This window comes from Flavobacterium fluviale, assembly GCF_003312915.1.
In the GTDB taxonomy this organism is placed as follows: Bacteria; Bacteroidota; Bacteroidia; order Flavobacteriales; family Flavobacteriaceae; genus Flavobacterium; species Flavobacterium fluviale.
Genome location: NZ_CP030261.1, coordinates 1071557 through 1091919 on the forward strand (window position 1 = coordinate 1071557; position 20363 = coordinate 1091919).

Annotated in this window: 19 protein-coding genes; 7 read left to right on the top strand and 12 right to left on the bottom strand. The window is 33.0% G+C overall.

The genetic code is table 11. The features are described from left to right. The first annotated feature begins 10 nt into the window (after nucleotides 1-10). The 7 genes from HYN86_RS04825 (at nucleotide 11) to HYN86_RS04855 (ending at nucleotide 6267) form a co-directional block, all read left to right on the top strand. The gene (locus HYN86_RS04825) at nucleotides 11-790 is read left to right on the top strand and encodes a DUF4292 domain-containing protein (RefSeq protein WP_113677022.1); all 780 of its coding nucleotides are present in this window, start codon (nucleotides 11-13) and stop codon (nucleotides 788-790) included. Nucleotides 791-814: 24 nt separating this feature from the next. Next, nucleotides 815-2086: a murein hydrolase activator EnvC family protein gene (locus HYN86_RS04830; RefSeq protein ID WP_113677023.1), complete on the top strand. Its 1272-nt coding sequence runs from the start codon at nucleotides 815-817 to the stop codon at nucleotides 2084-2086. Between the two features lie 139 nt (nucleotides 2087-2225). Further along, nucleotides 2226-2618, top strand: coding sequence for a 30S ribosome-binding factor RbfA (rbfA, locus tag HYN86_RS04835; protein ID WP_113677024.1), 393 nt, complete (start codon nucleotides 2226-2228; stop codon nucleotides 2616-2618). A 1-nt stretch (nucleotide 2619) separates the two neighbouring features. Further along, nucleotides 2620-3819: an ABC transporter permease gene (locus HYN86_RS04840; RefSeq protein ID WP_113677025.1), complete on the top strand. Its 1200-nt coding sequence runs from the start codon at nucleotides 2620-2622 to the stop codon at nucleotides 3817-3819. A gap of 171 nt (nucleotides 3820-3990) precedes the next feature. Then, nucleotides 3991-5418 (top strand): MATE family efflux transporter, encoded by a 1428-nt coding sequence (locus tag HYN86_RS04845; protein ID WP_113677026.1) that lies wholly within the window; start codon nucleotides 3991-3993, stop codon nucleotides 5416-5418. Nucleotides 5419-5495: 77 nt separating this feature from the next. After that, nucleotides 5496-6038, top strand: coding sequence for a DUF6934 family protein (locus tag HYN86_RS04850; RefSeq protein ID WP_113679853.1), 543 nt, complete (start codon nucleotides 5496-5498; stop codon nucleotides 6036-6038). A 16-nt stretch (nucleotides 6039-6054) separates the two neighbouring features. Next, on the top strand, nucleotides 6055-6267 hold the full coding sequence (locus HYN86_RS04855) for a hypothetical protein (RefSeq protein WP_113677027.1): 213 nt from the start codon (nucleotides 6055-6057) through the stop codon (nucleotides 6265-6267). 106 nt (nucleotides 6268-6373) lie between these two features. On the opposite strand, the gene dusB is transcribed toward HYN86_RS04855, so the two are convergent. The 12 genes from dusB to HYN86_RS04915 form a co-directional block, all read right to left on the bottom strand. Then, entirely contained in the window at nucleotides 6374-7366 is a 993-nt protein-coding gene (gene dusB / locus HYN86_RS04860; protein ID WP_113679854.1) for a tRNA dihydrouridine synthase DusB, read from the bottom strand. A gap of 154 nt (nucleotides 7367-7520) precedes the next feature. Then, nucleotides 7521-8807, bottom strand: a complete 1287-nt coding sequence (locus tag HYN86_RS04865) for a phenylacetate--CoA ligase family protein (RefSeq protein ID WP_113677028.1) — start codon at nucleotides 8805-8807, stop codon at nucleotides 7521-7523. Further along, nucleotides 8804-10468, bottom strand: coding sequence for a C45 family autoproteolytic acyltransferase/hydolase (locus HYN86_RS04870; protein WP_113677029.1), 1665 nt, complete (start codon nucleotides 10466-10468; stop codon nucleotides 8804-8806). Before HYN86_RS04870 ends, HYN86_RS04865 begins: the two co-directional genes overlap by 4 nt. Nucleotides 10469-10475: 7 nt before the next feature. Continuing rightward, entirely contained in the window at nucleotides 10476-11993 is a 1518-nt protein-coding gene (locus tag HYN86_RS04875) for a phytoene desaturase family protein (protein ID WP_113677030.1), read from the bottom strand. Continuing rightward, complete coding sequence (locus HYN86_RS04880; protein ID WP_113677031.1) at nucleotides 11990-15673, bottom strand: 1-acyl-sn-glycerol-3-phosphate acyltransferase; 3684 nt, start codon at nucleotides 15671-15673, stop codon at nucleotides 11990-11992. Before HYN86_RS04880 ends, HYN86_RS04875 begins: the two co-directional genes overlap by 4 nt. 149 nt (nucleotides 15674-15822) lie before the next feature. Beyond that, a complete protein-coding gene (locus HYN86_RS04885; RefSeq protein ID WP_113677032.1) occupies nucleotides 15823-16998 on the bottom strand; it encodes a DUF2062 domain-containing protein in 1176 nt (391 codons plus the stop codon). Nucleotides 16999-17014: 16 nt separating this feature from the next. Next, nucleotides 17015-17500 carry a hypothetical protein gene (locus tag HYN86_RS04890; protein WP_113677033.1) on the bottom strand — a complete coding sequence of 162 codons (486 nt, stop codon included), beginning with the start codon at nucleotides 17498-17500 and terminating at the stop codon, nucleotides 17015-17017. Nucleotides 17501-17502: 2 nt separating this feature from the next. Continuing rightward, on the bottom strand, nucleotides 17503-17874 hold the full coding sequence (locus tag HYN86_RS04895) for a 3-hydroxyacyl-ACP dehydratase (RefSeq protein WP_113677034.1): 372 nt from the start codon (nucleotides 17872-17874) through the stop codon (nucleotides 17503-17505). Between the two features lie 5 nt (nucleotides 17875-17879). Continuing rightward, nucleotides 17880-18491 (bottom strand): porin family protein, encoded by a 612-nt coding sequence (locus tag HYN86_RS04900; protein WP_113677035.1) that lies wholly within the window; start codon nucleotides 18489-18491, stop codon nucleotides 17880-17882. A 5-nt stretch (nucleotides 18492-18496) separates the two neighbouring features. Continuing rightward, on the bottom strand, nucleotides 18497-19096 hold the full coding sequence (locus HYN86_RS04905; protein ID WP_113677036.1) for a porin family protein: 600 nt from the start codon (nucleotides 19094-19096) through the stop codon (nucleotides 18497-18499). 37 nt (nucleotides 19097-19133) lie between these two features. Further along, nucleotides 19134-19769 carry a hypothetical protein gene (locus tag HYN86_RS04910; RefSeq protein WP_113677037.1) on the bottom strand — a complete coding sequence of 212 codons (636 nt, stop codon included), beginning with the start codon at nucleotides 19767-19769 and terminating at the stop codon, nucleotides 19134-19136. Continuing rightward, entirely contained in the window at nucleotides 19735-20361 is a 627-nt protein-coding gene (locus HYN86_RS04915; protein ID WP_113677038.1) for an outer membrane lipoprotein carrier protein LolA, read from the bottom strand. The genes HYN86_RS04910 and HYN86_RS04915 overlap by 35 nt, the downstream gene beginning before the upstream one ends. Nucleotides 20362-20363: the final 2 nt, after the last annotated feature.

The window sequence follows — 20363 nt, forward strand, 5'->3', positions numbered from 1 at the left end:
GAAAAGTCAGATGAAAAGATATATATCAATACTAATACTGGCGATTGCCGCAGTTTCATGTAAATCGAAAGCAGTCGCAGTACAGAACAATACAAGCCAGACAATTGCGCCAAAAGAAGACAGGAAGGTAATCGAAAAGCATTATGACAATAAATTAGATTTTTCGACTTTATACATTAAGGCAAGCGCAAAATATGTTGATGAAAAACAAAGTCAAAATGTTACTGCCGAAATCAGAATCGAAAAAGATAAACAGATTTTAATAAGTGTGCGCTTTTTAGGAATTACAATGGCGAAGGCTTTAATAACACCTTCAGCAGTAAGTTATTACGAAAAGATAAACAGCACTTATTATGAAGGAGATTTTACTAGTTTAAGCAAATGGCTTGGAACAGATTTGGATTATAGTAAAGTTCAAAACCTATTGGTTGGAGAAGCTTTTGATGATTTAAGAAAAGGAAGATATACACAGACTATTGTAGAAAATCTTTTTAGACTGGATGAAGAAAAAGATGCAAACTTGAAGAAAACATTTTTCTTAGACGGCGAAAAATATCTAATTCAAAAAGAGGAAATTTCACAGCCATCTGAAAACAGAAATTTACAGATAGCATATTCCGACAGTAAAACTTTTAATCAAGGAACTCTTCCAACAAGTATCGAAATAAATGCAGTACAGCCAAAAGGAAAAACGAGTATTAATTTGAATTATAATAATATTTCATTTAACGAAGAACTTTCTTTTCCTTACAGCGTTCCGAGTGGTTATAAAAAAGTTACAATTAAGTAAATTTGCAAAAATAAAAATAGAAACATGCCAAAATTTCTCCTAAGTCTAGTTTTAATTTGTGCCAGTACATTTGTATGGGCGCAGGATTCGCAGCAAGAAAAACTGGAGCAGCGTAAAGCTCAAATTCAACAGGAAATCAGAGACAATGAAAAGATGCTTCAGTCTGTTCGAAAAAAAGAGAAATCTGCTGTCAATGAATACTTAATACAGGCAAACAAAATCAAACTTAAAGAGAAATTAATTAATACTACAGCAAAGCAGGAAAAGCTGATTAGCAATGATATGTATATTAATCAGGTTCAGGTTAATAAGCTTAAAAAAGAACTAAAGGTTTTAAAAGAGGATTATGCGGAGATGATTCTAAAATCATACAAAAGCCGTTCTGAACAAAGCCGTGCAATGTTTATATTATCTTCTGAAAGTTTTTTACAAGCTTATAAAAGAGCACAGTATTTAAAACAATATACGACTTTTCGAAAAAATCAAGGTCTTGAAATTCAGTCAAAAACAGCTCAATTAGTTGATTTTAATGCGAAGCTAGATGGTCAGCGACAAGTCAAAAAGAAAATTATAGCCGAAAACCAGAAAGAAAAAGTTACTCTTGAAGCAGAGAAAAAAGAACAGCAAAAATTGGTTAACTCGCTTAAAAAAGATAAAAGTAAAATTATAGCTGATACAAAATCTAAACAACAAGAATCAAGAAGAATTGATGCAAAAATCAAAGATCTTATTCGTGAGCAAATTAGATTAGCAAATAAGAAAGCAGAGGAAGAAAGAAGAAAACGAATTGCAGAGGGTAAAACTACAGAAAGTAACGATCCGCCAGCTCGAGCTGTTTCATCAGATAAAATTGCATTAACACCAGAAGGTAAAATTTTAGCTGCAGATTTTAAAGCAAACAGAGGTAAACTGCCTTGGCCGGTAGAAAAAGGATTTATTTCTTTAGGTTACGGAGATCAGGCGCATCCGTTGCATCCATCAATTACAATTCATAATTCAGGTGTAGAAATTACAACAGAAGATAGTGCAGCTGCACGTGCAGTATTTAGTGGAGTGGTATCAAAAGTTATTGCATTGTCTCCTGTAAATAGAGCTGTTTTTATTCAGCATGGAGATTACTTTACCGTATATCAAAACTTAAGTTCAGTATCTGTTGAGCAAGGAGATAAGGTAAATGTCAAACAAACTATTGGTAAGGTAAGAACTAGTGGAGATACTGGAAAAACGGTTATCAAATTCTTGATTCTTCAAAATACAACAAACATGAATCCGGAAGGATGGCTGCAAAACAGATAAAATTTAAAAGGAGCTTTTTTTGCTCCTTTTTTTATGAAATATAAAAATTAATCTGCAATTGAACTTATCGTAAATAGAAATTACTTCTTTCGTTAAGCTGAAATTATACGATTGAATTTAAAAATAGTATTTTTGCACTATGGAAACAAATAGACAGAAAAAAATAGGCGGTGTTATTCAGAAAGATCTGGTTGACATTTTGCAAGGTGAAGTGCGAAAAAACGGAATTACTAATCTGGTAATTTCGGTATCCAAAGTTAGTGTGACTTCAGACTTATCTGTGGCAACAGTATATTTAAGCATCTTTCCTCAAGAAAAAGCACAAGAAACTTTAGAAGGAATTAAATCAAATACAACGTTAATTAAACACGATTTATCTCAACGTGTACGTCTGCAATTACGCCGTGTACCAAACTTGGTATTCTTTATCGATGACTCTCTAGATTACATCGAAAAAATCGACAATGCTCTAGCTGGAAAAGAAAACCCAATCGAAAACCGTGAGCTTTTAGAAAAAAGAAGAAAATCATAAATTGAATTTCCCCCTTTACATAGCCAAACGTTATATTTTTAGCAGCAGTAAAAACAATGCTATCAATATTATTAACCGCATTGCCAGCATGGGAATCATTGTTGGCACGATGGCTTTGTTTGTGGTTTTATCTGTTTTCAGCGGATTAAAAGTTTTTAGTCTTTCGTTTACAAACGAAATTGATCCCGATTTAAAACTGGTTAGTACTTACGGAAAATCATTTTTAATCACACCAGATCAGGAAAGTAAGATCAAAAATATTAAGGGTGTTGCTTCTTACACCAAAATTATAGAAGAGCGTGTTTTGTTTTTGTTTAAAGACAAACAGCAGGTTACTTATCTAAAAGGAGTTGACAGTTCGTATGCAGTTGTTAATGATATAAAGAAAAAACTATATAACGGTCAATGGCTGAAACCAGACAGCTATCAGGTTGTGATTGGGTACGGCTTGTCACAGAATTTTTCTATGGGAATTCTCGATTTTGAGAATCCGCTGCAGATTTTTGCCCCAAAACCTGGAAAAGGTGCAATCGAAAATCCAGAAGAAGCCTTCAATAAAACAGATGTTCTGCCTGTTGGAATTTATTCTATAAGCGAAGACTTAGATTCAAAATACGTATTTGCAGATTTAGGTTTAGTACAGGAATTGTTAATGTATAAAACCAATCAGATCTCGGGAATTGAATTTAAACTCAAAGAAAATGCAGATGAAAATGCAGTAAAGACTCAGCTCAATTCTATTTTTAAAAATAAAATTACTTTAAAAAACAGAGCGCAGTTAAACGAGTCTTTATATAAAATGCTGAATACCGAAAATATTGTGGTGTATTTGATTTTTACTTTGGTAATTATTGTAGCACTTTTTAATTTAGTCGGGGCATTGATCATGATGATTTTAGAGAAAAAAGGAAATCTTAAAACACTTTTTAATCTCGGAACAGAAATCAATAATCTTAGAAAGATATTCTTGCTTCAAGGGACTTTATTAAGTTTTTTTGGCGGTCTCATCGGACTTGTTTTAGGTATAATCTTAGTGATATTGCAACAGCAATATGAATTGATAATGATTACGCCAACCTTGGCTTATCCAGTTGTTTTTTCACTAGAAAATGTTCTAATTGTAATGACGACTATTGTGATACTTGGATTTGTAGCCTCATTAATAGCAAGCAGCCGCGTGAGCAAAAAATTGCTGGATTAATTTCTTCTTTAAAAATATTACTTATATTTACCGCCTTTAAAATCTACAGCATATGATTGTTTCTGCCTAATCCTAACTTTATTTTTTAGAATAATTAGGATACTTACGTTTACTTTTTTAGTTCAGATCATAGAGCATCTGGACCAATTTTATCATTTATCCTAAAATATCATGACAGAAACATCTATAAAGAAAAGTTTATTTTCTAAAATTTTCACCACATTAAAACAAGCCTTAAATGGCGACGAATCATTTGACTATACTTCTGGAAGTATAAAAAAGGCCGTTATTCTTTTAGCCATTCCGATGGTTCTGGAAATGATGATGGAATCAGTTTTTGCTCTAGTCGATTTATATTTCGTTGGACATTTAGAGCATAGCAGTTTTGCCATTCAGACTGTCGGTTTGACCGAATCTGTATTGACAGTAATTTATTCTCTCGCAATCGGAATGAGTATGGCGGCAACAGCAGTTGTTGCACGAAGAATTGGAGAAAAAGATCCTGTCGCTGCAGCAAAAGCTGGAATGCAAGCCATCATAATTGCATTTGCAGTTAACAGTGTGATGAGCATTTTCGGAGTTATTTATGCCAAAGAGATTTTAATTTTGATGGGATCTTCTGTGGAATCTGCCGAACATGGCTTCCGATTTACTCAAATTATGATTGGCTCTAGTTTATGCATTATGCTTTTGTTCCTGATTAACGGAATTTTTCGCGGTGCAGGAAATGCAGCTATTGCTATGAAAAGTCTTTGGATTGCCAATATCTGCAATATCATTTTATGTCCAATTTTGATTAATGGTTTAGGACCAATTCCTGCTTTCGGATTGGTTGGCGCCGCTTTGGCAACAACTTTTGGAAGAAGTATTGGGGTTTTATATCAGGTTTATCATTTATTTTTTGGAAATGGAATTTTAAAAATTAAGATTCCATATTTTGCTCCAGATTTTAAACAAATTCAGGCATTGGTAAAAATCGCCGCTCCTGGAATTCTGCAATTTGTAATTGCTTCTTGCAGCTGGATTTTCTTAGCACAATTAGTAGCAACAACTGGCGGTGATCATGGTTCTGCAGGTTATCAAACGGCACTGAGAATTATGATGTTTTTTATTCTCCCAGCTTGGGGATTAAGTAATGCCGCTGCGACTTTGGTTGGGCAGAATTTAGGCGCTAAACAAATTGAACGTGCCGAAAAATCGGTTTATACAACAGCGCGTTATAATGTGATTTTCATGGCGACAATTATGGTAATTACGCTTGCATTTGGACAATATATAATTTCTTTTTTCACGAATGACGAGCAAGTAAAAACCATTGCAATTGAAGCATTGCAGATTATGAGCATAGGATTTATCTTCTACGGAATCGGAATGGTTTTAATAAACACATTCAACGGAGCGGGAGATACCTGGACACCAACCGGGATTAATTTTTTTGGGTTTTGGCTGTTCCAAATTCCACTGGCGTATGTTTTAGCTAAACATTTTAATATGGGACCAACAGGAGTTTTTATTGCAATTCCTGTTGCTGAAACTGCGATTACACTTACCGGTATTTTCTTTTATAAAAGAGGGAAGTGGAAAAGAACTCAAGTATAATGCAAAAAGTCTTTTAAATTTTCAAGGCTTTTTTGTAAGAAATTTACATTAATTTTGTTTTGTAAAATTTAATGTTTATGATTAAAATTAATTTAGAAAATACTTTCGAAGCAACTTATGTAAGTTCTAATTTCGATCAATATGTTTTTGAATCTCAATTAAAGAATAATAAAATAATTCAACTTAAAGTCAAGTTCACAAATATTGTAGATTCATTATTGCCAAATGTTTTTAATCTAGCTTTTGGTCCATTTGACTCAACTGGAAAAATAGATGATTCTATTAATCTTAATCATAGAGATAGTAATAAAGTTTTTTCGACAATTATCTTATTTGCAATTATATTTTTAAAACATAATCCAATTGCGACAATTGGGATAGATGGTTCAGATGATTTGCGAGCTCATTTATATCATCGAATGTTTAGATATAATTATAAAGATTTGCGAGATTTTATTGTTATTATTGGAGTAGATTGGTATGTAAGACTATTACGAAATGGATCAATTGAGTTAGATGATAATGGCTCTGCTTTTTTTAAACCAAAACCAGAACCATTTGATTTTCAAAGAAAGGCCACAGATCTTTATCGATATTATATGTTTAATTTAAACCAATAATTTTTAAATTTGCAGTATGAAAGATTCTATTCAAAATAAGATTAATAAAATTCAAGAAATTGCGTTAGCTTCCAACACTAAAAAAAAGATGATGGATAGTAATGTAATAGAATTAAATAGTAATGATAGTTTAGTTAAATCTATTAGAAACACTAAAGAAGCGGAATTGTTCTTTTCTGAGTTAAAGTCAGCGATTGATCTGGCAAAAAAAATCAATAAAATTTTTTAAATTCACTTATCTATTATAGCTTAAAAATAGAAAATGCCTTCAATAATGAAGGCATTTTTATTGTGAAATTTTGTCAAAGCTTCAAACTTTGACAAAGATTATATTACTAAACAAACTCATATCCTGCATACACCTGTTCAATCTCTTTCATAATAGCAAATAAATCTTCAGGAGCATCTGTAGTAACTAATTTTTGTTTGAATTCTTTAAACGAATGAATTCCTTTGAAATAGTTCGTATAGTGACGACGCATTTCTACAATTCCCAAACGTTCACCTTTCCATTCCATTGACCACATTAAATGATTTCTCGCAGCTTCAACACGATCAATAACCGTTGGAGCAGGTAAGTGCTCGCCTGTTTTAAAATAGTGTTTGATTTCGTTAAAAATCCACGGATATCCAATCGCCGCACGGCCAATCATGATACCGTCAATTCCGTATTCGTTTTTATATTGTAATGCTTTTTCAGGACTATCTATATCGCCGTTTCCGAAAATAGGCATTGTAATTCTTGGGTTGTTCTTTACACGTGCAATATGTGACCAATCAGAATGACCTTTATACATTTGAGCTCGGGTTCTAGCATGAATCGTTAAAGCTTGAACGCCAATATCCTGAAGTCTTTCAGCAACTTCATCGATATTAATTGAGTTTTCATCCCAGCCTAAACGCGTTTTTACTGTAACAGGCAAATCAGTTCCTTTAATAACCGCTTGTGTCAAACGTACCATCAAATCAACATCTTTTAAAACTCCCGCTCCAGCACCTTTGCAAACTACTTTTTTTACTGGACATCCAAAATTGATATCCACTAAATCAGGTTTTACTGTCGAAACAATTTTAGACGACATTTCCATTGCTTCTTCATCGCCGCCAAAAATCTGAATTCCGACAGGACGTTCGTAATCAAAAATATCCAGCTTCATGCGGCTTTTTATAGCATCACGAATTAATCCTTCCGACGAAATAAATTCAGAATACATCATATCAGCTCCGTGCGCTTTACATAATCTGCGAAACGGCGGATCACTGACGTCTTCCATCGGTGCGAGTAATAAAGGAAATTCAGGTAATTCTATGTTGCCAATCTTGACCATCTTCGTAATTTTTTGCAAAATTACAACTTTTAGTTCAATTTGTACCAAATTGAGGTTCAAAGGTTCAGAGTAGGCATAGGTTCAAAGGTTTTTTTATCAGTCTTTTAGGAAACCTTTGTTCCTCTGAACCTTTGCAACTTTGTACCTAAAAAAATTATCTATAATCAAAAAAGCGAATAGGTTTTCGACTCATCGGATTAAAAACTAGCGGATTTAAAACTTCTTTTGAGGCAAATTCTATTTTTGGAGTTACTCTTAGTTTGGCTCTAAAATGATCTTTTATTTCCTGAAGAAATTCGGGAGTTTGATTTTTGGCAGCAATTTTAATCAGGATTTCGTCTGTGCCTAAATCGTTAGTTGAAATTTCGATAAGATGATTTTCGATAGTATCAAAACTGCTCAAAACATCGTTCATTGCTGGCGGATAAAGAGTTGTGCCTTTATATTTAATCATTTGTTTTTTACGGCCAACAACTGGACCAACACGTAAGGTGTTTCTTCCGCAAGCACAAGGCTCATCATGAAACTGAACCATATCTCCAGTTTTAAAACGCAGAAGGGGCATCGCTTCAATTCCTAAAGTAGTAAAAGTAAGTTCGCCGGTTTCTCCATTTTTTACAGGCTGATTATTTTCGTCTAAAACTTCTACAATGATTAATTCTGGGTGATGATGTCCGCCCTTTCCGTGTTCACATTCTGTAAAAGCGGTGCTCATTTCTGTAGAAGCATAAGTCGAAAACAACTTAATATTCCACTTATCAGTAATCTTTTTGGATAGTATATTCATCGAAAAATCTTGTTCTCTCAAAGATTCTCCAATACAAACTGCGCCTTTTATACTCGAATTATTATAATCGATTTCGTGGGCTTCAGCGTATTCAATTAATTTTAAAAGGAAAGACGGAACGGTAATTAAATAACTTGGATTGTATTTTAAAATAGAATCCCACTGCATTTCTGGAATTCCAGCACCAACACGAATTACGCTGACTTTCAATTTTCTAAGACCTAAAAAATAAGCCAAACCAGCCATAAATTTTCGGTCAATTGTCGTCATTAACTGTACAACATCTCCTTCTGCAATCCCGGCGCAGGCGAACGAAATCGCTTCGTTATAAGCCAATCGATCCAAATCTGAATCGGTTAAACCGAAAGTTACAGGATCGCCTAAAGTTCCTGAAGTTGAGGCATAATCGATAATTTTTTGCTGCGGAACACACAAAAAATCATCGTTATATTGCTGTAGATCTTCTTTCGTTGTAACAGGAAGAAATTGTAAATCTTCTAATGTTTTTACTTTAGAAATATCAATATTTTGTCCAGCAAAAAGTCTTTTGTAAAAAGGAGAATTTTGACTGATGTATTCTAGAAGTTCAACTAATTTTTTTTCTTGAAAAATTTTAATTTCTTCTAAAGAATCTTTTTCTATTGCTGGAATCATTGTAATTTTCTTTTGACTTTTTTTAAATATTTTTCAATCTTTTCTTTATCAGGAACTGTAGTAATTTCAAGGGTTAAGGCTTTTTCAAAATTAAGCTTAGCCTGCAGATATTCCTTTTTTTGGTAAAAGTACAATCCTGCCTTATAATATACAACCCAATAATCTGGGTTTAACGATTGATAATTTTGAATAAACTCTGGAGAAATCAGTTCTTTGTTCTCAAGAAGCAGATCTATTTTATGATCTTCAACTTTAAATTTTTTAAAATTCTGATAAGCAGTTGTTTCCAAAAAGGGATCTTTGGCAATATTCAGATTTTTACTTTGAAAAGATTCTGTCTTATTCCTATTTTCACCAAAAACAGCGTTCAGATCATAACAGACAAATTCCCCCAATTGATATGGATTTGCCGAAACCCAGACTAATTTTTCTTTCGGTTTAAAAATAATTCCGTGATGTGCTAACAGCTGATTCAGTGCTTTTTCATTTCCATATCCTAAAGAAATGTTTTGTAAACCGTCTTTATTTCGAAGAATTTCCGAAGCAATTTTTGGATTTACTTTTGAATTCTCAGCCAGTAATTCCTGCATTCTTTCCAATCGATATTCAGAATGGCTGTTTGCAATTTGTTCCAGATTTCGTTTATCAGCTGCAAAAGCTTCACCTTGAAAATGATTCGAACAGATTAATTGATCACTGTTGGCAACATCGTAAATATCCATTTTATTGGGTGAAACTTCAATTAAAATGGCTTTGTTGTCATTGGCGCTTCCAACCATAATCGACTCGGAAACAAATACTTTTCTCTTTTTTGCAATGGCGATGGCTTCGTCTAAAGTTTTGGCGTGCTGTAAAATTTCACGTGTCAAAATCGAAATTGGAGTTTTCGCGCTCAGCGGAATTTTAGATTTAGAAGCATTTATTGTCACAGTCAATCCTTCATAATTCATTCCAGAAACGGCTCCAATCATTCCTGGCCAAGTTACCATCATAAACGGAAATCCTTCTTTAGGTTTGATAAAGGCTGCGATTTTATTTTCCGCGAAAGCGTCATTCACATAAAAATCAAAATTACGCGCCAAAATTAAATTGCCGTCTTCCGATTTTTCGTTCCACGCCGCAAAAGAAGAACAGCCTACTAAAGCCAGATCTTGAAGCGCATGCCCAATATCGTGCGCAGCGTGTAAATATAAACTGCGCTGATATTGCGGTGCGATATTATCAAACTCATTCGAAGTATATTGCGAAACGCCGTAAATTTCAGTTTGATATTCATTTGGAACATTCAAATACAATTTGCGATTATACCATTTTAAAAACTGGCGAAGCATTTTCTGCTGCAATTTGGACGGGATAAAATCGGTGATTTTGGAGAAAAAAATACGCTGTTGCTTTTGCAAAAGCGAGTCGGTTAGAGCGCCGGTTGTTAAACCAATTTCCAATGGATCGCCTTCGATATATAATTCCCAAAGACCTTGTTTATTTTTTAAAAATGAATTTTTCCCAGAAATAAATGTGCTGTCTGTTATTTTTTCAACAACGGGTTTTGCCGAATTATAAGCCGTAATATCTGGTTTATGATGTTTTGATTTTGATGTACCGCAAGAAGTCAGCACGCTTAAAAAACCGAGAAAGAAGAAATATATAATTCGGCTTTTCATGATTCAATTATTCAGATGCTTTTTTAATTTTTTCCAGCAGATACTCTTTACCTACAATTTCAGAGCAGGTTAAAACAGCTCCAACCGTAACGCCCAAGACACCGTGCATGTTGATACTTTGGCCCGTAAGATACAGATTTTCTAGTTTAGTTTTTGTGGGAATTAAAGTTTTCATCGGATTATTAGAATCTTTGATATAACCGTACATATTACCGCCGTCGCCGCCAATATAGTCGCGGTACGAAAGTGGGGTCGAAGTATGAACCGATTTTATACAGTCTTTAATTCCAGGAAATTTCTTTTCGATTTCCTCTAAAAATTTTGTCGCTTTTTTGGTTTTAAATTCCTCATAACTTTCGCCTCGGCCATTCTCTTCAAAAGTGGTGTTAAAAGTGTTTTCCCAAGTTTTAACATCCTCATATTTCATATAAGTTAAAAAAGTCATCCCATCTGCCCATTCTTCGTCTTTTTGTGACGGATTCATAGATGCCATAAAAGTTTTGGGCCATGAATTTTCGTCGTAATCATGCGCAGTCCAAACATCATCAGTACTTTTAAAATGGTAATAATTATGATTGATGTATTTGAAAGTTTTGGGTTTAAAAACAATATAGAGGCTAAAAGCTGAAAAAACATTTTCCAGATTTTGAATTCTATTGAAAAATGGTTTGCGGAAGTTTTCCTGGCCCGCCATTTTCAAAGTCGTTTTTGGTTCTATGTTAGAAATGAAATATGTTCCCAAAACTTCGGTTCCGTCTTTCATTTTAACCGAATTTACTTTTTGGTTTTCAACCTCAAATTGGATTACTTCTTTGTGTTTAAAAAATTCACCGTCGTATTTTTTGAGTTGTTTGAGAAGTTGTTTCGTAATCTGACTTCCACCATTTATGCAGCGCCAAGAACTTTCAATATAAGAATTGACAACAAGTGCATGTACATAAAACGGAGATTTCTCTGCAATTCCGGCGTAAAGAAAATTGGATCCAGCCAAAACCGCTTTCAGTTTTTCATTTTGAGTAAAGGAATCGATGGTTTCTTTCGCGTTAAGCGCTAAAATTTCATCATCATATTTTCCTTCAGATTCTAAATTGTAAAGAGGAAATGCTTTGCAGACCTCCTTTATCTTTTGACAGTAGTTCAAGAGGTTTTCTTTTTCTTCAGGAAAGTAATTTGTTAATTGCTGAATGAAATTTTCGAAACCCTGCGCATGCGGATATTCGGTTTTATCATCCTCAAAAGAAATAATATCAAAACCATTTTCATCTAGTTTTTTTAGATTCAAATGATCCATTATTCCAATATATTTGAAATATTGATGAAGATTCTGACCTTCCCCCAAACCTCCGATGTAATGGATCCCCGTATCAAAAATGGTTTTATCTCTTACGAAAGTCTGAAGATTTCCCCCGTACTGATTGTTTTTTTCGAGCACACCAACGCTGTAGCCTTCTTTTGCCAGAATTACCGCAGAAACCAATCCGCCTAAACCGCTGCCAACTATGACTACATCGTACTCTTTTTTCATTCTTTTTTCTTTAAAACAAGTAAACCTTTTTCGTCAGAAACTATTTCAAAATCTGAACTTGTAATCTGATTTTTTAAATTCGGACAATTTACTAAAATTATAAACGAAACGTTTTGAAATCCTTTTTCAAGGTTGTTTTTGTAACTTTCATCAGAAATCAAAAGGACATCATATTGATTTTCAAATGCAGTCTCCAATTGATCCAAATATGATATTTTTCTTTTGGATACAATATAATTCGTTTTGGCAACGAGCAATTTTTCTTCATCATTTATGAAAGAAAATATTTTTCGCTGCGGTTCCTGCAAAGCTACTAAAACATCCAGCTGTCCATAATCATTTCCTAAATGCAGGATTTTTGCTTTTGGCTGAATGTGTTTATTTAAGTTATAATAGGTTTCCAGATTTTGCTTTAAATCTTGTTTTACGCTGTTGCCAATTTCAATTTCTTTATAATCATAACTGGCGATCAGCATTTTTTTGAAATAATCTGGACCTTCAAGTTCTTGGCGAATTTTACGATATTCTGCTTTAAAATAAGAACTTATCTGTTTGGTTCTTTCGGTATAATTAGTTCCAAATGAGGAATCATCAGGACTAATTCTCTGCAAGATATTAACCGTCAAATTTCCATGATGAATGACAAAATCACCTTTCGGAATCAGTTCTGATGCACCGTGAATAACGATCGGAATTATGTCTAAATTGAATTCTTCTGCAAGGAAAAAAGCACCTTTGTGAAAGCGTTTAATAACATTATTTTCGGATCGTGTTCCTTCTGGAAAAATCATTAAAGAATATCCTTCGTTTATTTTTTTTCGTAAATGTTCAACGCCTCCTTCCAGACCTTCAGAAACGGGATAAAATCCTGCTTTTCTAACGACACCGCCAAAAATAGGGGAGTTGTAAACCCAGTCGCTAACTAAGAAAATAATTTTTGGACTCAGCATTCCGATTGTCAAAATGTCTATAAACGATGAATGATTGGCAATAATTACAGCTGGTTTTTCAAAAGTTTCATTAAAATTATTAATGACTTTTTTGCGTATAAAAGGATTGGAATACAATACCGATTTCATGAATTTTGAAATCACATATCGGAACGCTTTCATTTTTGATTTTTTGCTGAAAGGCAAAATTGGCATAATGGTAAAGCTAAAAATCGACATTACGATTCCGCCCAAACCATAATAAGCAAACGAAATTACGCCGTGTACAAAAGTTCGTAATTGGAAAGGAGGGTTTCCTTTTTTTGGACGATTTGATAAAAACAGCTTGAATAAAATCGGATAAAAAATGAAGGTAATAATCAGAGCTGCAAAAACCCCAATTAAAGAAACCGCTGAAATTGAAGTCAATGCAGGATGTTTGGCAAATATCATCGCACCAATTCCTAAAATCGTTGTAATAACCGCCAAGATAATTGACGTTCTGTAAACTGCAATTTCGTTAACGCCGGTCGAATATTCTTTTTGTAATGCGCTCGTCATAAAAATACTGAAATCGACTCCGTGACCAAAAATCAAAGTGCAGACAATCATACTGAAAATATTCATTTGAATGCCAAAAATGCCCATAATTCCTGCTGTTACAATTCCAGTTAAAGCAATTGGAATACAGCTGATAATAACCAATTCGATTCTTCGGAAAAAGAAAAATAGAATTAGAATTACAGCAACGAAAGAATAATTGACAAGTGAATTAAAATCGGTTTTTAAAGTATTGAAAAACGTTTCGTTCATCTGCTGGCGATCGATTGCAATTATGTTTTCTTTTGCTGAAGCAGATTTTACAAAAACATCACGCTGCTCAGGCGCGACCTTTACTAAAGTTGAAATGGTATAAAAACCATTTTTTTCGGTTATAAATTCTTGTAATTGCAGTGCTTTAATCTTTAAAAATTCAGCTGCACCAACAGGTTTGAAATCAAAATCTAAATGATCAAAAAATAAATTATAAGTTGTAGGTTTAAAACCAAGTTTAGCGCCTTCAGCAATTAATTCTGATTTTATGAATTCCTTTTTCTGCGAAGTCCAAAATGAATTCCATTTATTAATTTTTTCAATTTGTTCTTTTTGAGAAAGCACAATACCGCCAACTGAACTGAAATTTAAAATTTTATCCTGCTGTTTTTCTTTAGATAAATCTTCAAAGAGCTTACTGTTATGTTGCAAAGCTTCTTCCATACTTTTTCCGTACGAAGCGACATAAATGGTTTTGGAAGTTAAACTTGTGCTTTCTTCCAATTGTTTTTCTGCAGCTTTAATGTCTTTCGGAATAAAATTCAACTGCGACAAATCGTTATTAAAACCCACATCATTATAAGTGAAACAACATATAATGGTAATGATAACACAAAGTCCAATTAAGATTTTATTGTTGTGAAAAGAAAAATGTGCCATTTTATCGATCACGTTTTTTTTATGTTCTGCTGGATTTTCCTTTGGTTTATACAAATGCGGAACAATTAAAAGCGAAAAAACTCCAGTCGCCATAGCAATAACAGCAGCGAAAATTCCGAGATCATTTAACGCATCAGATTTTACAAAAAGCAGACATAAAAACGCCACGGCAGTTGTAGAGCTACTCATAATAACGGGCATTGTAATGTCTTTGTACAACGTTTTTACATCGCTATTATGTTTGTAATGTGTGAGAATATGAATAGAATAATCAATCGTAATTCCCAATAAAATAGAACCAATTCCTAATGAAATTGCAGAAATTTGTTCTCTGACGAAATATAAAAAAGCAACTGCAAACAAACCTCCAAAAACAGTTGGAAGAAAAATAATCAGCGGAATTAAAATCTTTCGATAAAACAAAATCAGAATTAGCATTAACGTAAACATCGCAATGGATGTCGTTAAAATAATGTCGCTCTTAATTTGATTGGCGTTTGCAACAGCAATTAAAGCAGAACCAAAATAACTGATAGAAGTTTTCCCTTTAAATTTCTGATTTAGGTTTTCCTGAATAGATTTGAGGTTTTCGGCAAAAATGGTGTTTTTTTCGGTTTCGCTAGACGGAATATTAGAAGTAATAAAAAGCAATAATTTCTTTTTGTCTTTAGTCATTACAAAACCATTTTCCAGCGTAAAATCATCACCAATATTTAATTGCTGTAATTTTTTTAAAGCGATAAATGAAATTCCAAAAGGATCCTGCAGAATAAAATCTTTGGTAACAAATCCAGACGGAGAAATAATCGATTTGTAATTTCCTTGAACAGTTGCTGCAATGCTGTCTTTTTCTAACTTCTGCTGAATGTTTTGATAATCTTTATTATCTAGAAAAAGAGGCAGATTGTTGTAAACAAAATCAATGGTTTCTTGGATGTTTTCTTCGTCTATTTTTCCTTGAATTCCTGTTATGTAAGGTTTGCAGGATTTAGAAACGCTGTCTGAAAAAGCAGTCGCCATTTCTTTTAAATCATCGGCCGAACCGTTTTTTTCGAGTTTGAAAATTACGGTAGTTTTATCAGCAAAATTGAGTTGTTTGAGCACTTTGGCGGTAACATCCGTTTTATCGTTGGTTGGTATAAGTTTGGTAATATCTTCTTCAAACTTTAATCTTGAAGCAAAAAATCCGAAAACTAAAAGCATCAAAACAGCCAAAAAAACCGAAAGAGATTTTCTTCGATTTACAAATAAATGAATGGCGTAGAAGTATTGATGCATGCTTATTTATTTTTTTGCCACAGATTAACCTGATTTGCACAGATTTTTTTTCGTTACGAATTTATTCCAATTAGAATAATTAGTGAATTTGTGGCTATTGGCCTTGAATAAAAATCATTTTAATCCTTTTAATCTGTGGCAAACTTAATTTAAATATTTGGTTTGTTTTTAGAACTAAAAGCAGTTAAAAGGAAATAACTTATAAGACCAGCTGATAGTGCCGAAACGGTTGCTAAAATAAGACTTCCGACGATATATTGTGCAGCATTTTTTTGAATATCATCAAATGTCATCGAACTATCTAAAATTAGCGGGGCATCGCTGGAAACAAAAAAGCTTCCTACTTTCAAAGAACCGTAAATAATAAAGGGTATAAAAGGCGGAAAACTCACATTAGAAGTTAAATATGCGATTACTTTGTTCAGTCGAAAAATCGCGGCAAAAGTAAAAAGCAAAATAGTCTGGAATCCCCAGAAAGGAGAAAGTCCGATAAAAATACCTAAAGCAATGGCGGCCGATTTTTTAAAATTAGAATCGTTGCTTTCTAAAATATCTTCTAGAAAGAATTTTTTAAAACCTTTTTTTTTTGCTCTTCTAAAGAAATCTCGAGGCTTAATATACAACAAAGCATTGGTTACCAAAACAGTATTCAGAATACTAATTCGGGTAAAATCTCGAAACGGACGAAAATGCGAAACTCTTTCTGCAGGATCATATAAAACCTGAATCGGAATATTTTTAACTACAATTCCTTTCCACGCAGCGCGCACAATGACTTCGATTTCAAATTCAAATTTATTGGTGTAAAAACGTTTCGGAAGCAATCGCAAAGGATATAATCGAAATCCAGATTGTGTATCATCGAGCTTAATTCCAGTTTCGAACTTAAACCAGAAATTAGAAAACTTGTTACCAAAACTACTTTTCTTCGGAACATTTTCCTGCGCCATGTTACGGCTTCCAATCAGGAGAGCATTCGGTTCGTTTTGAATTGCTTCAATAAAAATCGGAATGTCTGCAGCAAAATGCTGTCCGTCAGAATCTATCGTAATGGCATAATCAAAATTCAATTCGATAGCTTTTCTAAAACCATTTCGAAGCGCGCGTCCCTTTCCTAAATTTTTAGGATGATGAATCTGCGTCAGCTGCGAATATTGTTTTAGAATTTCGCTTGTCGAATCGGTTGAACCGTCATTGACTATAATAACATTTGAGGTGAAATCTAAAATAGAATCCAGTACTTTTTTTAGTGTTTTTTGGTTATTGTAAGTTGGTACAATAACACAAAAGCTAGTCGAATTCAGCAATTCCTGCGTTGATTTCATGAGGTTTTTATTGGGCTTACTTCACGAATTGTTTCTCTTTGGCAGAGAAACTTTTAGATTGCAAAACAAAATCTTTTAAGTATTCTTTCAAAGATGCATTTTGTTCTGCATAGTGTGCAGCAATATATTTTTTATCCTCTTTAATGTTTTTCTTATAACCCGTTATTCCTGGAACATTTTCCTGAATACTAAGACGAATCATTCGGATTTCAATATTATTAGGATCGCTGGCAATAACAGATTCTAGAAGTTTTGCGCCTTCTTTAAATCTATCAATTTTACTGCCTAATTTTTTTTCAAACTTAGAATCAAGCAAAATAGAAGCCGCTTTATAAGCTACCAAAATTTTCTCGTCACTATTGGAAACAGTTGAAAGTTTTTCTACAAAATCTTTAGCATTATTTTCAGATTTTGCAACATCTGTATACATTTTGCGAATCGAAGCCAAGTCTGGCGTTCCTGCAAAATTCACCCATAAAAGTAATGTCAATAATAGTTTCATAATTATATTTTTTTGTACACCATACTCAATTTTAGAGCAGTAGTGTCGTTAAAGTAAGTCGTGTTTTTCACTTTTACCAAATCGTCTTCGGTTATAGTAACATCAAGCTCCAAACGTAATTCCGGAGTTACCTCAGGATTAATCAGTGCCATGAATTTTACATTTGCCAAAGACTGAATCATCAATGAACTTTTTGTAATAGATTCTGTCAGTTCCTTGATAATCTGAATCATGCAAACACCAGGCATAATAGGATTTCCAGGGAAATGTCCTTTAAAAACCTCATGTTTTTCATTGATTAAAATCGTAATATTATATTTTGAATCAGAAACTTTTTCTTCTGATAGTACTTTATAAAAATCTTTTAAAACCATATTTTCTATTTTCCAAACGAATAGGAAACTCCTAATTGAAAATTAATATTTGTGTTATAATCCCCAAATAAATAATAATTATTGGAGTCATTTTGATAATAATCACTGCTTAAAACATCTAAAAGACCTTTTTTAAATCGTGCTTCAAATGTTAAACCAGACGGCATCGCATAAGCAACACCTAAAACTAAACCTAGATCATTTTGCGCTTTTCTAACCGCGAGATTATCATTCAGCAAAATATCTAAAGTTGGTCCCGCCTGAAATTGTATCCCTTGCGCTAAAGTAAATTTATTCACTACAGAAAGCGATAAATAATTTATTTCCAGATCTAAATATTCAGTTTTGTTGGTCTGCGTATTTTCATCAAAATATTTTCGTTCAACATCATTAGAACCTTGTCTGCTGTAATTGATCTCGGGCTGCAGCGCATAATGTTTCGTTATATTAATCTCTGCAAAACCGCCGGCATAAAAATCAGTTTTATAATTGGCATGCATTTCAGAAATTGTCGAAAGATTAAATCCCGCTCTTAAACCCGGCTTAACACTTACTTGGGCTTCTGTGCTTAAGACTGAAAAAAAAACAGCAATAAAAAGGAATACTTTTTTAGTCATGTTTTTTATTTTGTCTTAAACGTATAGCTGATTCCAATTTGAAAAAGCTGATTCAAAATGACATCATTATAATAGTAATCGTCGTCATAATCAAAACCATTATAACCGTAAATGTCAACTAAGCCTTGTTTGATTCTAGCTTCAAAAGTCAAACCGTTTGGCAGCGTATAACCAACACCTCCTACAAAGGCAAGATCATAATTTTCCGGATTTGTGTTAATATAATTATCGCCAACTTTTACATCTAAAGACGGACCTGCCAATAGGTGAAAACCTCCTCCATTAAAATTAAACTTTGCAACAGCTCCAAATGTTATATAATTCAGTTCATAATTTACATTACGATAACTGCCGTTGTCAAAATATTCTCTTCCTTCATCACCTTGTCTTGAGTAAGTTATCTCTGGCTGCAGCGAAAAATATTTGTTGAATTTAATATCAACTAATCCACCAACATAAAAATCTGTTTTAAAATTATTATCATCAATATTAGTTAATGTCGATATATTTAAACCGCCTCTTAGCCCTGGATTAACTTTTACTTGTGCTTGAGATGATTGAATTCCGATAAACAATACGATTGCAATTAAGGTTATTTTTTTCATCTTTGGATTAGTTTAGTTTTATGGTTAGTTTAATTTTCTATTCTGATTTAAAATAATTCAGCTCAATTCTAAGTTTGATATTTTGATGGATTATCTGAATATTCTCAGCAAAAATATTGTTTTCTGAATTGAAAAGCAGTGTAAATTTTTCTTTTGTTTTAGAAGAATGAACGATCTTTTCTAGTTTTTGATCTTTTTTGGAAATGAAAATATAATTATCCCGTTTTCCGTCTGCCGATTTATAAATATCTGCGGATTCATTTTCAAATTGTTCCTGAATCAAATATTCCTTCTTTAAAAGTAATCGAAAATCTTCTTTTAAAGTATTAATCAAAATTTTTCTATCCAATTCCGACACAATAGAATTGACTTTAAAATCGGTTTCAGAAACCTCAAAATCCATTAATTTATTTCCGAATTCTGTTGTAAAAACAATTCGGTGCGTGTTGTCGTTTATTTTCTTGGCAATAAAAATTCCAGACAATTCATTTCCGTAAACACTAATATTGGTTTTATAAACATAATCTATTTTGGAATCTGAAAAATACGGAACCGTATAAGAGGTTTTGTCTAATTTTTTAGGCGTATAATTTTTTGTGACCGAGCCACAAGAAATTAAAACAATTGCCAAAAAGCAATTAATTAGTAAAAACTGAATCGTCGATTTTTGCATTGATCACTTTATTTTTAAGTACAATTCTAGTATAATCTTCAGATGATTCTAATAATTTTACCTGAACCACTGTTGCTTCTTCTTTGTCAAAAGTCAGTTCAATTTGTTTGATGTATTTTTTCAAAGTCGCATCTTTCGGAATGAATTTCGCCAGATTCTGACCTTTCAATTTAAAATACGAAATTGTAAATTCTTTGTCATCAAACATATTACCGCTCACACTTCCCACAATTAATTTATTGATTCGGGCAAAGATTTTACTGTTGCCAATGTCAACGGCGCTTTTCTTTCCTTCGTCGTTAATCAGGATTTTTCCGTTTTTAAAAGTAATGCTGTAATTGTATGGTTTTTTATATTGCCATTGTAGAAGTGCAGGTTCTTTAAAAACCATTTTTCCCGAAGTTTCAATGTCTTTAGATAAAAAATCCAAATGTTTATATTGAACAAAATCAGTTGTTAAGGTCTTTATTTTTTTAGAAACTACATTTACATCTTCCTTGAATTGAGCTATTTCTGAAGCCGTCATTTTTTGCTCCTGAGCAAATAGATTGCCTGAAATAAATAGAATTAGTAGTGCTATTTTAGTTTTCATAT

Bases quoted from the DNA above. Each gene is read 5' to 3' on its own strand.
- dusB (WP_113679854.1), bottom strand. From the start codon at position 7,366: ATGGTCAAGATTGGCAACATAGAATTACCTGAATTTCCTTTATTACTC.
- HYN86_RS04895 (WP_113677034.1), bottom strand. From the start codon at position 17,874: ATGGTTTTAAAAGATTTTTATAAAGTACTATCAGAAGAAAAAGTTTCT.
- HYN86_RS04830 (WP_113677023.1), top strand. From the start codon at position 815: ATGCCAAAATTTCTCCTAAGTCTAGTTTTAATTTGTGCCAGTACATTT.
- HYN86_RS04875 (WP_113677030.1), bottom strand. From the start codon at position 11,993: ATGAAAAAAGAGTACGATGTAGTCATAGTTGGCAGCGGTTTAGGCGGA.
- HYN86_RS04825 (WP_113677022.1), top strand. From the start codon at position 11: ATGAAAAGATATATATCAATACTAATACTGGCGATTGCCGCAGTTTCA.
- HYN86_RS04870 (WP_113677029.1), bottom strand. From the start codon at position 10,468: ATGAAAAGCCGAATTATATATTTCTTCTTTCTCGGTTTTTTAAGCGTG.
- rbfA (WP_113677024.1), top strand. From the start codon at position 2,226: ATGGAAACAAATAGACAGAAAAAAATAGGCGGTGTTATTCAGAAAGAT.
- HYN86_RS04905 (WP_113677036.1), bottom strand. From the start codon at position 19,096: ATGAAAAAAATAACCTTAATTGCAATCGTATTGTTTATCGGAATTCAA.
- HYN86_RS04880 (WP_113677031.1), bottom strand. From the start codon at position 15,673: ATGCATCAATACTTCTACGCCATTCATTTATTTGTAAATCGAAGAAAA.
- HYN86_RS04855 (WP_113677027.1), top strand. From the start codon at position 6,055: ATGAAAGATTCTATTCAAAATAAGATTAATAAAATTCAAGAAATTGCG.
- HYN86_RS04890 (WP_113677033.1), bottom strand. From the start codon at position 17,500: ATGAAACTATTATTGACATTACTTTTATGGGTGAATTTTGCAGGAACG.
- HYN86_RS04900 (WP_113677035.1), bottom strand. From the start codon at position 18,491: ATGACTAAAAAAGTATTCCTTTTTATTGCTGTTTTTTTTTCAGTCTTA.
- HYN86_RS04915 (WP_113677038.1), bottom strand. From the start codon at position 20,361: ATGAAAACTAAAATAGCACTACTAATTCTATTTATTTCAGGCAATCTA.
- HYN86_RS04910 (WP_113677037.1), bottom strand. From the start codon at position 19,769: ATGCAAAAATCGACGATTCAGTTTTTACTAATTAATTGCTTTTTGGCA.
- HYN86_RS04865 (WP_113677028.1), bottom strand. From the start codon at position 8,807: ATGATTCCAGCAATAGAAAAAGATTCTTTAGAAGAAATTAAAATTTTT.
- HYN86_RS04845 (WP_113677026.1), top strand. From the start codon at position 3,991: ATGACAGAAACATCTATAAAGAAAAGTTTATTTTCTAAAATTTTCACC.
- HYN86_RS04850 (WP_113679853.1), top strand. From the start codon at position 5,496: ATGATTAAAATTAATTTAGAAAATACTTTCGAAGCAACTTATGTAAGT.
- HYN86_RS04885 (WP_113677032.1), bottom strand. From the start codon at position 16,998: ATGAAATCAACGCAGGAATTGCTGAATTCGACTAGCTTTTGTGTTATT.